The sequence below is a fragment of the Paenibacillus aceti genome (assembly GCF_003614185.1).
GTDB lineage: Bacteria > Bacillota > Bacilli > Paenibacillales > Paenibacillaceae > Fontibacillus > Fontibacillus aceti.
The window spans coordinates 5,385,696-5,399,222 of record NZ_KZ987724.1; the positions used below are offsets into that span (position 1 = coordinate 5,385,696).

A 13,527-nucleotide genomic window follows, 5' to 3' on the forward strand; every position below is an offset into this window, starting at 1 on the left:
AATTCCTGCAGGAAAATTATTATGCAAGCGCCTGGAATCTTCACGATGCGATGACAAAAAAGTGAAAAATGGGGTTGATCAGTGTGAATACAATCGAACAAGACATTGCAGCACTTCTGACTAGAGTACAAAATATGCGGCCGCTCGTACATAACATCACGAATGTCGTCGTTACCAATTTCACCGCGAACGGTCTGCTTGCGCTGGGGGCCTCTCCCGTCATGGCCTACGCTCCAGAGGAGGTAGCGGATATGGCGAAGATCGCCGGAGCTGTCGTATTGAACATCGGCACGCTGTCCACTCCGCAGGTGGAGGCGATGATCCTCGCCGGGAAATCCGCGAATCAGCATGGGGTTCCTGTGCTGCTGGACCCTGTAGGGGCGGGGGCGACCCAGTTTCGGACGGAATCAGCGCAGCGAATTTTGCGTGAAGTGCAGGTTGCGTTGATCCGCGGCAATGGAGCGGAGATCGCCAATCTGGTCGGGGAAGCCACGGACATCAAAGGCGTCGATGCCGGTGAGAGCAGTGCGGGTACGAATGCAGATATAGCGCTGCTCGCTGCCCGGAAATTCAATACCGTGGCAGCGATTACGGGAAAGGAGGATGTGATCAGCGATGGAGCCCGCTGCCTGGTGATTAGCGGTGGAGATGCGCTGCTCACCCAGGTCACCGGAGCCGGATGCTTGCTCACCTCAGTGCTAGGGGCGTTCGCTGCGGTTGAGCCGGATATACTGCTCGCTGGAACGGCGGGATTGACCTATTATGGAGCGGCTGCAGCGCGGGCTGCAGAGCGTACAGCTGCACAAGGGCCGGGCAGCTTCCAGATTGCCTTGCTGGATGAGCTGGCCAAGCTGTACCCGCATTCCATCAAGGGATATGCGGCGATTGCCGAGGCCGGGGTCAAGGCGGCTGGAGGTGATGAGTGATGAGTATACCGAAAGCTCTGACAATTGCGGGCTCGGATAGCGGGGGCGGCGCTGGAATACAGGCCGATCTGAAGACTTTTCAAGAGCTGGATGTGTTCGGCATGTCGGCTATTACCGCGATTACCATCCAGAACACGCTCGGCGTGGAGAACGTATATCCGTTGCCGCCGGAGGCGTCAGCCGAGCAGATCAGGGCTGTCGGTTCTGATCTGGGTGTCGATGCACTTAAGACGGGAATGCTGTTCAATGCCGAGATTATTAAGCAGGTGGCTGAGCAAATCTCCATCTTCGGCTGGAAGAACGTCGTTGTCGATCCCGTTATGATCGCCAAGGGCGGAGCAGAGCTGCTGCTACCGGAAGCGATCCAGGCGATGAAGGAGCATCTGCTCCCGCTCGCCTTGATCGTCACGCCGAATATTCCCGAGGCGGAGAGCCTGTCAGGCATCACGATTCGGACGCTGGAGGATCGGCGCGAGGCGGCGAAGCGCATCGCAAATTATGGAGCGAGATCGGTAGTGATTAAGGGCGGACATGGTCAGGGCGAGCAGATTATCGATCTGCTGTATGATGGCAGCTCTTTTACCAGTCTTGGTGGCAGGCGTATAGAGACGAAGCATACACATGGAACGGGCTGTACCTTCTCGGCGGCGATCGCGGCTGGCTTGGCGAAGGGGCAATTGATCGAGCAGGCTGTTGAGGAAGCACGGGCCTTCATTCAGGCGGCGATCGAAGATACGCTGGAGCTGGGGCAAGGGCATGGTCCGACGAATCATTGGGCGTATCGCCGCAGAAAGGAACGGTTCTGATGGATCGAGAAGAAAGGAAAGATCATAGAATTCAGAATAGTCCGGGAATTGAAGGGACGGGCCATCCGCCGGGAGACGATGTCAGGAGCACGGACGGAGGGCATGAAGGATATGGGAGATATGAAGGACATGGAAGATGCGGAGAGTATAGAGGACAAGAGGGGCATGAACTTCATGACCATCATGGAAGGATTCCCTCGGAGCAGATGAGGGCGGCTTTGCAGCTTTATTTGGTAGTGGGTTCAGTGAACTGCAAGGAAGACCCCGTCAAGGTGATGCAGGAGGCGTTGGAGGGCGGGGTCACACTGGTCCAATATAGAGAAAAGGGATCAGGGAGCCTGAACGGAGCAGCAAGGCTGGAGCTGGCCAGACAGCTTCAGGTCCTGTGTCGCCAAGCGGGAGTATCGTTCATCGTCAATGATGATGTAGAGCTGGCGCTGGCGATCGATGCCGATGGGGTTCACATCGGTCAGGAGGATGAAGCAGCCGACAGCGTGCGTGCCCGCATTGGCGAGCGGATACTGGGCGTATCCGCGATCACGGTCGAGGAAGCGTGCCGCGCGATCAGGCAGGGGGCCGATTATCTTGGCATCGGCCCGATTTATCCCACGAGCTCCAAGGAGGATGCTCGTGCGGTGCAGGGCCCGCAGGTGCTGGAGCGGCTGCGGGCTGAGGGCATTGACCTGCCGATCGTGGGGATCGGCGGGATTACTGCGGAGCGCACGGCGGAGGTCGTGTCCGCCGGAGCGGATGGTGTCGCCGTAATATCGGCGATCACCCAGGCGGACGACGCCAATGGCGCTGCGGCTGCGCTCAAGCGCGAGGTTCTTCGCGCGCTTCGTCAAGTACAGCCATAGCCTCATCGCAGGGCTCAGAGGCATAGTGGGCCCTTGCTAACGATAAACGAAACTATGGAACGCTATTTCCTCCAAAACATTGACTAATATATTGTGCGAACCTAACGGACATAAGAAGATGTATCAGGCAAGTCAAATAGCGTCTACCCGTAGTAACACACTAGCGGAGAGACGCTATTTTTGTGCCAAGAGCAAAAGGTTTGCCTCCGCCGTTAGGTTGGGACTCGACTGTGAGCCATTCCATTGCTATGCGACGCTGTTCCATTGTGCTCAAGTGGTCGTGTTTGAGATATCGTATGGAGTGCGATATATTGACAGTATTCACAGATACGATCAATGCAGGGGGCGTAGAATCATTGATAAATATATTAATCGCTGACGATGACCGGCATATTTGCGAGCTGGTTAGCTATCATTTACAGAATGAGGGATATCATGTGATCGAGGCTGCCGATGGCAATGAGGCTTCAGAGCTTATCTTCTCTCGACATATTGATCTAGCTATCGTAGACGTCATGATGCCCGGTAAGGACGGCTTCCAATTATGCGAGGAAATCAGGCGGTATTATGATTTTCCGGTCATATTGTTGACGGCTAAAGATCAGCTGGCGGATAAGGAGCGCGGGTTCTCGGTAGGGACTGATGATTATTTGACGAAGCCCTTTGAACCGCAGGAGCTATTATTTCGGATCAAGGCACTGCTCAGACGTTATCAGCTGGTAAACGCGGAGTCGATTAAGCTCGGAGATACGATCATTAACCGTAAAGGTTATGAAGTGCTTTGTAAGGGGAAGCAGCTGATGCTGCCCTTGAAGGAATTCGAGCTGCTATTTCAGCTGGCCAGTTTTCCGGGACGGATATTTACGCGGGAGGAGCTGATCGAGCTAATCTGGGGGATCGATTTCAATGGGGATGACCGTACGGTGGATGTTCATATCAAAAGATTGCGCGACCGCTTCAAGGACAATCACGATATCGTCTTTACAACGGTACGCGGCGTCGGCTACAAGCTGGAGGCGGCCGATTCATGAGATCGCTGTATATCCGCATTTTATTTACGTCGATTCTTGTTATCCTCGTCAGCAGTTTTACGGCCTTTATCGCGTCGAACATTTATTATCAGCATAAGCTAAAGCCTTATAATGACCAGAAGATCAGCAGGATGGCTGAACAGATTCAAGCCTTCTACGAGACGAATCGGGAGGTTAATCTTAATGATTATATGGAGCATGTTGGCGATTTGGGCTATCAATTATACATTGTGAACGCACAGGGGAACGGTTATTTCTATGGAGGGGAGTTCCGCAGAACATTACTGGATCAGCAGGTGATCAAGAGTGTCATTGACGGACAAGTCTACCACGGGATAGCGAATTTCCCACCGGGGTTGTTCATCACGGGCTTCTTCGACAATGATCTGAAAAATTCGATCGGCGTTCCGCTCAGGACAACGGAGGGTACCTTCGCATTATTTATCCGTCCTAATGTTGAGGTGCAGTTTGGGGAGCTGCGGAATTTCTTCGCGATTATTCTGGTCCTTACCATAGTGATGAGCATCGTTCTGTTCGTATTCAATACACGGTGGGTCGTTCATCCGATCACCAGGCTGACAGAAGCGACCCAAATGCTGGCCCGAGGAAAGTACAACATCAAGCTGGATTTGAAAAGAAAGGATGAGATCGGCGAGTTGGCCAATCATTTCACTCGTATGACGCGAAGTCTCGAGCAGCTCGAGGAGATGCGGCAGGAGTTCGTCTCCAACGTATCCCATGAGATGCAGTCGCCGCTTGCCTCCATCCAGGGCTTCTCCCATACGCTGCTGCATGCCGATTTACCGGAAGAGCAGCGGAGACACTATCTGTCCATTATCGAGGACGAGAGCAAGCGGATGTCGCAGTTAAGCAAGCAACTGCTGATGCTGGCTTCTCTGGATAAAGAGGAGGCGATTCTGGAGAAGAGCAGCTTCGATGTCGGCGATCAGATCCGGCAGGTTCTGTTCATGACCGAATGGAGCTGGCGCGAGAAAGAATTGGCCATCGATATGGATCTTCCCTCGATCATGATCTATGCCGATAGCAGGCTTATGCAGCAGGTGTGGATTAATTTGCTGACGAACAGTATCAAATATACAGAAGTAGGCGGGACGATCTTCGTTCGTCTGAAGCAGCAGGATGACATATGCGTCGTTGAGGTGGAAGATACGGGGATCGGTATTGCAGCGGAGGATATCGCTAATATATTTCAGAGATTCTATCGCGCGGATAAGACGAGAAGTCGTAAGGAAGGCAGTAGCGGTCTGGGGCTTGCGATCACGAACAGAATCATCACTATGCACGGTGGAAGAATTGAGGTTGAGAGTGAGCCTGGCGAGGGATCGGTGTTTCGTGTTATTTTGCCGATGAAGTAATGGTTGTTCATATTGCGTTCATATTCCAGTCCTATAGTTGTTTGCATAAAGAGACCTACTTTACTTATAGGATAGGAGATGAACACAAATGTTTCTAGCAATCCGAGAGATGAAGCATGCCAAGACGCGCTACCTGCTCATTTCACTCATTATGGTTCTCATTGCTTTTCTCGTTCTGTTTGTAACCGGGCTGGCGCAAGGGTTGTCTTACGCTAATGCGTCATCCATTCAAAATATGAAGGCGGACTATTTAATTCTGCAGCAGGATGCAGATCACCGCTTGAACCGTTCGATGATCACGGAAGATACCTGGAAGCAAATCCAACAGGCATCTAGCGATCAGCAGGGCGTCGAATTAAATCCACTAAGCGTCAAAATGACCTCCATCTCCAGAGTGGACGACACTAAGAAAATAGACGCCACCTTCTTCGGGATCGATCCGGAGGGCTCGCTGGCTCCGGTGATCAAGGAAGGGCGGTTGATGGCTGCCGGAGCGGATCATGAAGCGGTCGCTGACAAGACTTTTGCCGATAAGGGACTTAAGCTTGGAGACATGATCGAGGATCAGGCATCGGGGCAGCAATATGAGCTTGTGGGCTTCACGGAGGGCCAATCCTACAGCCATACTCCTGTTATTTTGATGAGCTTCAAAGGGCTGGAGGCTACCGAGGCCGGTAGGCCAGCCACTGTAGGGAGCGCGGCATATAATGCTGTTGCCCTGAGCGGCAGCAAGACGATCGCGGATCAGATCACCAACAAGGTGCAGGGCATTGAAATCGTAAATAAAGATACAGCGCTGAAGGGAATCCCGGGTTACCAGGAGGAGCAGGGCTCTCTGCTTATGATGATTGTATTCCTGTTCATTATCGCTGCCTTCGTGCTGGCTGTTTTCTTCTATGTCATTACGATTCAAAAAATGAACCAGTTCGGGGTTCTCAAAGCCATTGGCGCCAAAAATAGTTATCTCGCTCGTAGTCTGGTGCTGCAGGTGCTGACTTTATCGTTAGTCTGTCTCGCTATCAGTATTTTGCTAACCTATGGCGTCGCAATGGTGCTTCCGGACAGCATGCCGTTCCAATTGAACACGTCGGTGGTTGCCGGATGTGCGGTATTGTTCATCGTGGTGTCCTTACTGGGCTCGCTGTTGTCTCTGTTCCGCGTTGTTAAGGTAGATGCGATTGAAGCGATTGGGAGGGCGATGTAAATGAGTACAGTCATGAATAGAGCGACAGATCACTTGAACAAGCAAATCGATAATCGTGAAAATAGGGCAGCTAAGCTGGCAGGCGCACGAGGCTCTGCTGCGAATACCAAGCTGCTGCTGCAAAATATCAGCAAGGTGTATGGTGATGGGGACACGTCTGTGAAGGTGCTGGATCAAATTTCGCTGGAGGTCAAGGCAGGCGAATTTGTCGCTATCGTGGGACCTTCGGGTGCAGGAAAGAGCACCTTCCTCTCGATTGCCGGAGCGTTATTGTCGCCAACCAGCGGACAAATCTGGATCGGCGATCAGGAGATTAGCCAACTGCCAGAGAAGAAGCTGAATCAAATACGGCTCGACAAGATTGGCTTCGTCTTTCAATCGGCCAACCTGATCCCTTATCTCAGTGTCATCGATCAATTGATTCTGATTGGCGAATTAGCTGGCAAATCACGCAAGGAATCACACGCCAAGGCAGTGCAGCTGCTGCGGGAGCTTGGTCTGGGACATCGCTTGAAGCATTATCCGGACAGCTTATCTGGTGGGGAACGTCAGCGGGTGTCCATCGCCCGGGCATGGATGAATGACCCGGAGATCATTCTCGCGGATGAGCCGACAGCCAGTCTGGACTCTGAGAGAGGCAGAGCCGTGGTAGAGATGCTGGCGGATGAGGTGAAGCAGCGTGGTAAAGCCGCAGTCATGGTCACTCACGACCATCGGATGCTCGATCTGTGCGATAGGATCGTATATATCGAAGATGGCAAGCTGTCGGAGAGAGAAATGTAACGGTTATCCGCTCGAGCTTTGGGCATCAGGCTGCACATGGCTTCTTCAAGGGGGCGTCTCAAAGGTCGATCATCCGACCCGGGGATGCCCCTTTCTTGTGTTCAAACGGGTGGTTAGATCCTGTTTGTCAACCGGGTCTAACGGACAATAATGACCGTTAGCGTTGATTCCTTGGATATACCCGCTTGTAATGGACACTTATGTCCGTTACAAAGGAATAATCGCCCAGAACACCACGTTTCTTCCCTCTAACGGTCATAAGTGACCGTTAGGATAGCGAAACGGCTCCTTTCTAGCTCTAACGGTCATTTTTGTCCGCTTGACAGGTGAGATCAGGCCGAATTTTGAATTTCTACGTGATTTCCACTGTTCCACGTCTAAACTTGCTTTTTCTGTTGAAATGCTCTATAGAAAAATACGAATATCGGCCGGATGATATTGACATTGAAAATTAGGATATTTAATATAAAGTTATGTGTTAGCACTCTGATCGTATGAGTGCTAAGAGGATGATATATCGAAGGGAGATTATTAATTCATGGCTAAGAAGCAGTTCAAAGCAGAATCCAAAAGATTGCTGGAAATGATGATCAACTCCATCTACACGCAGAAGGAGATTTTCCTGAGGGAATTGATCTCTAACTCTAGCGATGCGATCGACAAGATTTACTATAAAGCGCTGACCGATGACAACCTGGTCTTTAACAAGGACGATTACTATATTAAATTAACGGTGGACAAAGAGAACCGTACTTTAATGATTTCCGATACAGGGATCGGGATGACGAAGGAAGATCTGGAGAATAATCTGGGGATTATTGCGAATAGCGGCTCGTTCGCCTTCAAGAATGAGAATGAAGCGAAGGACGGCCATAACATTATCGGCCAATTTGGCGTTGGCTTCTACTCAGCCTTCATGGTGGCCGACGATGTAACGGTGATCAGCCGTGCGCTGGGCAGCGACGAAGCCTATAAATGGCATTCTTCAGGGGCGGACGGTTATACGATCGAGCCAGGGGAGAAGGACACCGTTGGTACGGACATCATCCTCAAGATCAAGCAGAATACAGAAGACGAGCAATATGATGAGTATCTGGAAGAGTATCGCCTGAGATCGATTGTGAAGAAGTATTCCGATTTCATCAGATACCCGATCAAGATGGATATCCATTCCAGCCGTCCGAAAGAAGGCAGCGAGAATGAATTCGAGGATTTCGTAGAGGAGCAAACCGTCAACAGCATGGTGCCGATCTGGCGCAAGAACAAGAGCGAGCTGACGGATGAGGATTACGAGAACTTCTACATGGAGAAGCGCTACGGGTTCGACAAGCCTATTTCACATATCCATATTAAAGCGGACGGCGCTGTCGTCTATAATGCGATCCTGTTCATCCCGGAGAAAACACCATTCGACTATTACACCAAGGAATATGAGAAGGGGCTAGAGCTCTATTCCAATGGCGTGCTGATTATGGACAAATGCGGTGATCTGCTGCCGGACTATTTCAGCTTCGTGAAGGGGATGGTGGATTCTGAAGACCTGTCATTGAACATTTCTCGGGAAATGCTGCAGCATGACCGTCAACTGAAAATGATCGCCAAGAACATCCAGAACAAGATCAAGAGCCAGCTTCAAACCTTGCTTAAGGATGAACGTGATAAGTATGAGAAATTCTACGAGTCCTTCGGCCGTCAATTGAAATTTGGCGTGTATAATGATTATGGCATGCATAAAGAAGTGCTGCAGGATCTGCTGCTGTTCACCTCTTCTATGGAGAAGAAGCTGGTCACTCTGGATGAATACGTATCGAGAATGCCAGAGGATCAGAAGTATATTTACTATGCGGCTGGCGAATCCATCGAGCGTCTTGAGAAGCTTCCGCAGACCGAAATGGTCGCCGATAAGGGCTATGAAATTCTATACTTCACTGATGATATTGATGAGTTCGCGATCAAGATGATCATGAATTACAAAGACAAGCCGTTCAAGTCCGTATCCAGCGGTGATCTGGGGATTGAATCAGAGGCGAATGACGAAGCGGATCAGGCCGACGAGACGGAAAATAAAGATATGTTCGAATATATGAGCACCTTACTCGCAGGCAAGGTTAAGCAGGTTAAAGCTTCCAAGCGCCTGAAATCCCATCCGGTCTGCCTGTCCTCCGAGGGCGAAGTGTCGATCGAGATGGAGAAGGTACTGAATGCAATGCCGAGCGGCCAAGAGGTCAAGGCGGACAAGGTCCTGGAAATTAACATTCATCATGAGGTGTTCCAGGCGATGAAGGATGCCTTTGCGGTCGATAACAAGGAGAAGCTGAACCTGTACACGAACCTGCTGTACAATCAGGCTCTCTTGATCGAAGGCTTGCCGATTGAAGATCCGGTAGATTTCACGAATAACATTTGTAAAATAATGCAGTAAGCGCGGTTGATGTCCTAACTGCTATATCCTGTCCTACGGTTCGAAGTGGGGCAGGATATTTTATATTCAAGGGCAGTGTTATACTGTAGAACAGGTAAGACAATATTAGAATGCTTCAGAGCCTAGCTTGAAGACTAAGGAGATATCGTGATGTCACTTGAAATTGAACGCAAATTTCTGCTGCCGGAGTTTCCGGCGGATATGATTAGAGAAGGCGGGTTGCGGATCGAAAAAGAGCAGATCATCGAGCAGACCTACCTCGCCATGCATGGAGATCAGGAGCTGAGAGTCCGCAAGATACACGATCTGACCAGCGGAAAAATTGAATATACGCATACCTTCAAAAAGGGCTTCGGCGTCGCTCGCGAGGAAGTGGAGTATCCCATCTCCGCGGGGTTATACGAACAGATCATCAATATCCATCAAGCTGTGCCGCTGATTAAAAAGCGGACCACGGCGGTATTGGGAGACCATGTGATCGAAATAGACGATTACGGGCAAATTCAGCTACTGGTGCTGGAAGTGGAATTTGCTTCGATGGAAGAGGCAGAGAGCTTCGCCGCTCCCGAATGGTTCGGTAAGGATATCAGTTCAGATAAGGAGTATAGCAATAAAAAAGTGTGGCTAGAGCTTCAGGCCCGTAAGGGTAGTGGAGTAGAGGAAGCGTAAAAAGAGAAGGAAAGGCAGGGAGCATCTTTCATCTTCGGTGATGTTCCCTGCTTTTTTACTGGGTACTCCAGATTATTTCAATTGCCAATTCGTTACTTTCTTGATAGCGGCATCGGCGTTCTTCAAATCCGTTTCACCCATGCTCAGAAGTGAGCTCCATTGCTTGACGCGGTTTTTGCCATTTGGAGGCGTATTGTACTGATTGGTGTCCACGACTTTGGTGCGCTCTGCATAGAATTTTGTCATAAACGTCTTTTCATCCTTGCTGCTGCCTGAGCGGGACAGGAGGCCTTGCAGGCTGTTGGAGCCGCCCGTAGCGCCCTGGTTCAAGGCGGTGTCAACAAAAGAACCGATGGTCAGGGCCGAAGTGAAGCCGCGTTTTTTGGCCTGATCGACGCTGTATTTAATATAGACATTATAGAAGGTACGCCACATTGCCTCTCTCCAGGCGGAATCATTTTGCAGACTGTTGATCTTTTTCACGAATTTGCTGTCGCTATCGGAAATGACCAGGATGCCGTTTTTCATCTTCCCGTTGATTCCAAGCCGTTTGAGCGCGCCCTCGACGCTTGGGTTGCTGGCACCTTTTGCCCGGTCATATTCTTTGAACAATTCGGGACCATCTGGTCCCTGATCATTAGGCCCGCCTGTCGTTGCTCCGAAAATGCCGATCGTATAGCCGCGGTCATCCCCAATATTTTCACAATAACCGTAAAATTTAGTCCAGTTGAGGTCGTCCTGCTCCGGCTTATTGACGAGCTTCATGATGTTATTCCACTGTTCTCCGTCAAGGCCTGTGTTAGTTTTTAAAAACTGTAGGGTCTGCGGGGAAAACTTGGAGTCATGGTCTTCGGCCAGAGGCACAATCTGCTGAGGGTTAGCCTCATTCTCCAACACAGGTGTCAAAGCCTCGATGGCTTCCGTATCCCCATTGTCAGCAACATACTCTGCATATGCCTTGGTTTGTACCGGTCCAGAAAATGCTGCTATCGAGCCAAGCAGGGCAAAGCTGAGCAGAATCGCCGTAAATCTACCTCCAGGATTGGATCTTTTTTCATTTGTCATTTTCATTCGCAAATCCCTCCATCATTTGTTTTTTGGCGTATTCCTTATTCGATAGTCATTGCAAAAAAATTAAAGCGATTTAACTCTTTAAGCAAATTGGGGTAAAAGATAGGAATAAACTATCTCAGTTATCGTCCTCCTCTCACATATGGATTAAAGCGCTTAAACTTTATGAGGATAAAAAATATCCGTCTTGAACGGACTCAGCATGATGTTGAGGATATTTTATCCCATGCTGCTTGTCACGGTAGTCTGGGATGTAATTTGAGTATACTGGGTAATTCTGGATGTGTATAGAGCTAAAATTAATATTAGGCCGGACAGCAAAAAAAGACCCATTCTCGACATCGCTGCCATTTCTGATCCGAACCGTCTTAGGACATGCTCAGTCAGGGGTTGCTAATGGAATGTCGAGCCAGGGTCTGTCGTCTGTATTCTATTCCAGGGCCAGGTTGTTACGCGGGTCCAGCAGTAAATATTGATAGTTGCTCTTGACGAATTCAAGCACCTTCTCGCTGATGATCTGATGCCCTTCCTTATTCGGATGAATGCCGTCCGTGCAGAGAAATTTGGTGAAATCAGGATACTGGAGAAATGCCCCGCGCACGTCGATGTATTTGGTCTTGGTCAGCTCCGATACCTTCTGGATCGTTGAATTATACCGCTCCTGCCACCAATATATCTTGGTCACGCTGCCGAGCCATTTGAGAATATTCTGCTCCGCATCTGGATTATTCCGGCTCACCCATTTGAAATAATTATCAGCATTCAGGGGAGGCAGGTTCATCAGAACCGGGGTGATCTGCTGCTTCCTCAAATATTCAATCGCTTCCGTCAGCATCTTCTCAAATGTATTGAAATCCGTCTTGGGACTATGCTCTGCGTCGGGATTACTGGCTATTTCATTCCAGTTGAAGTCACAATCATTACCGCCATATTCGATCAGAACGATATTGGGCTTATCCTTCAGCACATCTCGCTTCAGATTGCTCATGCCCTTCATCAGTGTATTACCGAACCTGGCCGTATTTCGTACGACTCCCTTCATTTTCTTCTGCAGGAGTGAGACATAATTATCTTCCAAGATGACGTATTTATTGCGTTCTTCATCATAGATAACTCCCTTGGAGATGGAATCCCCGGAAATCATATATTTAGTATCCTTGCTAATAAACTCAACGTCACGCTCACTCATTGTATTCACCTCATTTTCATCCTTCTTGTTCTATTGTAGATGAGTGCTGGAACGAAATGCAAGTATATCGCTTCCCGATTCATTCTATATTTGATGAAGGGTTTGTGAAAGCTAGACATGTGATGTTTCTCATGAGAAAATGTTGATAGCGTGTTCAATATCGGATATTTTATTAATACTATAGTAAAAAGGGGTTGAACAATATGGTGCGATTCGGAATTATCGGAACGAACTGGATTACGGAGCGCTTTATAGATGCAGCAATGGAAACGGAACGCTTCGCCTTGACGGCAGTATGTTCCCGTACAGAAGAGAAAGGGAGAGCATTTGCTGCCAAATACGGCAATCCTGCTGTATATACGGATGTGTACTCCATGGCATCCAGTTCTGAAATTGATGCTGTGTACATCGCGAGCCCGAATTCCTTCCATATGGAACAGGCTATCATGTGCATGGATCACGGGAAGCATGTATTATGCGAGAAGCCGATGGCATCGAATGCGGCAGAGACACGGAGGATGATTGAGGCTGCGCAGCGCAATAATGTGCTGTTAATGGAAGCGATGAAATCGACGCTGATGCCTAATTTCCGGGTAGTTCAGAACAATTTATACAAGCTGGAGCAAGTACGTAGATATTTTGCAAGCTATTGTCAATACTCCTCCCGCTACGATGCGTATAAGCAGGGAACTATAATGAATACCTTCAAGCCGGAATTCTCGAACGGGGCGTTGATGGATCTGGGAACCTATTGCATCTATCCAATGGTAACCTTGTTCGGCAAGCCGAAGCAGATTAAGGCGAACGGAATTTTGCTATCGACGGGTGTGGACGGCGAAGGCAGCATTATTATGAATTATGATGAGATGGATGCGACGGTGATATATTCCAAGATCGCTGACTCCTATCTGCCGGCGGAGATCCAGGGCGAGAATGGCACGCTGGTGATTGAACGGATCAATCAGCCGTATGATGTGAAGATTATTTATCGCGATGGCACGATCGAGGATTTGCGGCAGCCGCAGATGCAGGAATCGATGTTCTACGAAGCTCGGGAGTTCATTGAGCTGGTGGAGGCAGGACTGCGTGAGAGCAGTGTAAATACGCTCAATCATTCGCTGCTCGTTGCAGAGATTATGGAAGAAGCGAGAAGACAAATGGGGATTATGTTCCCGGCGGACAATTAAATAAAT

Annotated in this window: 12 protein-coding genes; 10 read left to right on the plus strand and 2 right to left on the minus strand. The window is 49.5% G+C overall.

What is annotated here, in order from left to right:
• Window positions 1-83: 83 nt before the first annotated feature.
• The 9 genes from thiM to BFJ94_RS24175 all read left to right on the plus strand — a co-directional run bounded on the left by thiM (window position 84) and on the right by BFJ94_RS24175 (window position 10,074).
• On the plus strand, window positions 84-926 hold the full coding sequence (thiM, locus tag BFJ94_RS24135) for a hydroxyethylthiazole kinase (RefSeq protein WP_229716884.1): 843 nt from the start codon (window positions 84-86) through the stop codon (window positions 924-926).
• Complete coding sequence (thiD, locus tag BFJ94_RS24140; protein ID WP_120464891.1) at window positions 926-1,732, plus strand: bifunctional hydroxymethylpyrimidine kinase/phosphomethylpyrimidine kinase; 807 nt, start codon at window positions 926-928, stop codon at window positions 1,730-1,732. Before thiM ends, thiD begins: the two co-directional genes overlap by 1 nt.
• A gap of 206 nt (window positions 1,733-1,938) precedes the next feature.
• Window positions 1,939-2,589 (plus strand): thiamine phosphate synthase, encoded by a 651-nt coding sequence (gene thiE, locus BFJ94_RS24145; protein WP_120465395.1) that lies wholly within the window; start codon window positions 1,939-1,941, stop codon window positions 2,587-2,589.
• A 356-nt stretch (window positions 2,590-2,945) separates the two neighbouring features.
• Window positions 2,946-3,620, plus strand: coding sequence for a response regulator transcription factor (locus BFJ94_RS24150; protein ID WP_120465396.1), 675 nt, complete (start codon window positions 2,946-2,948; stop codon window positions 3,618-3,620).
• Complete coding sequence (locus tag BFJ94_RS24155; RefSeq protein ID WP_120464892.1) at window positions 3,617-4,996, plus strand: sensor histidine kinase; 1,380 nt, start codon at window positions 3,617-3,619, stop codon at window positions 4,994-4,996. Before BFJ94_RS24150 ends, BFJ94_RS24155 begins: the two co-directional genes overlap by 4 nt.
• 88 nt (window positions 4,997-5,084) lie before the next feature.
• Complete coding sequence (locus BFJ94_RS24160; RefSeq protein ID WP_120464893.1) at window positions 5,085-6,200, plus strand: ABC transporter permease; 1,116 nt, start codon at window positions 5,085-5,087, stop codon at window positions 6,198-6,200.
• On the plus strand, window positions 6,201-6,983 hold the full coding sequence (locus BFJ94_RS24165; protein ID WP_229716885.1) for an ABC transporter ATP-binding protein: 783 nt from the start codon (window positions 6,201-6,203) through the stop codon (window positions 6,981-6,983).
• 538 nt (window positions 6,984-7,521) lie between these two features.
• Window positions 7,522-9,405, plus strand: a complete 1,884-nt coding sequence (gene htpG, locus BFJ94_RS24170) for a molecular chaperone HtpG (protein ID WP_120464894.1) — start codon at window positions 7,522-7,524, stop codon at window positions 9,403-9,405.
• 150 nt (window positions 9,406-9,555) lie between these two features.
• Window positions 9,556-10,074, plus strand: a complete 519-nt coding sequence (locus BFJ94_RS24175) for a CYTH domain-containing protein (protein WP_120464895.1) — start codon at window positions 9,556-9,558, stop codon at window positions 10,072-10,074.
• 72 nt (window positions 10,075-10,146) lie between these two features.
• On the opposite strand, the gene BFJ94_RS24180 is transcribed toward BFJ94_RS24175, so the two are convergent.
• Window positions 10,147-11,139: a chitosanase gene (locus BFJ94_RS24180; RefSeq protein WP_120465398.1), complete on the minus strand. Its 993-nt coding sequence runs from the start codon at window positions 11,137-11,139 to the stop codon at window positions 10,147-10,149.
• Window positions 11,140-11,575: 436 nt separating this feature from the next.
• On the minus strand, window positions 11,576-12,334 hold the full coding sequence (locus BFJ94_RS24185; RefSeq protein ID WP_120464896.1) for an SGNH/GDSL hydrolase family protein: 759 nt from the start codon (window positions 12,332-12,334) through the stop codon (window positions 11,576-11,578).
• Window positions 12,335-12,537: 203 nt separating this feature from the next.
• Between BFJ94_RS24185 and BFJ94_RS24190 the strand changes: the two genes are divergently transcribed.
• Entirely contained in the window at window positions 12,538-13,521 is a 984-nt protein-coding gene (locus BFJ94_RS24190) for a Gfo/Idh/MocA family protein (protein ID WP_120464897.1), read from the plus strand.
• Window positions 13,522-13,527: the final 6 nt, after the last annotated feature.

What these genes read in the sequence shown, in the direction of transcription:
- thiD (WP_120464891.1), top strand. Translation starts at nt 926, where the DNA reads ATGAGTATACCGAAAGCTCTGACAATTGCGGGCTCGGATAGCGGGGGC.
- thiE (WP_120465395.1), top strand. Translation starts at nt 1,939, where the DNA reads ATGAGGGCGGCTTTGCAGCTTTATTTGGTAGTGGGTTCAGTGAACTGC.
- BFJ94_RS24155 (WP_120464892.1), top strand. Translation starts at nt 3,617, where the DNA reads ATGAGATCGCTGTATATCCGCATTTTATTTACGTCGATTCTTGTTATC.
- BFJ94_RS24160 (WP_120464893.1), top strand. Translation starts at nt 5,085, where the DNA reads ATGTTTCTAGCAATCCGAGAGATGAAGCATGCCAAGACGCGCTACCTG.
- BFJ94_RS24165 (WP_229716885.1), top strand. Translation starts at nt 6,201, where the DNA reads ATGAGTACAGTCATGAATAGAGCGACAGATCACTTGAACAAGCAAATC.
- htpG (WP_120464894.1), top strand. Translation starts at nt 7,522, where the DNA reads ATGGCTAAGAAGCAGTTCAAAGCAGAATCCAAAAGATTGCTGGAAATG.
- BFJ94_RS24175 (WP_120464895.1), top strand. Translation starts at nt 9,556, where the DNA reads ATGTCACTTGAAATTGAACGCAAATTTCTGCTGCCGGAGTTTCCGGCG.
- BFJ94_RS24180 (WP_120465398.1), bottom strand. Translation starts at nt 11,139, where the DNA reads ATGACAAATGAAAAAAGATCCAATCCTGGAGGTAGATTTACGGCGATT.
- BFJ94_RS24185 (WP_120464896.1), bottom strand. Translation starts at nt 12,334, where the DNA reads ATGAGTGAGCGTGACGTTGAGTTTATTAGCAAGGATACTAAATATATG.
- BFJ94_RS24190 (WP_120464897.1), top strand. Translation starts at nt 12,538, where the DNA reads ATGGTGCGATTCGGAATTATCGGAACGAACTGGATTACGGAGCGCTTT.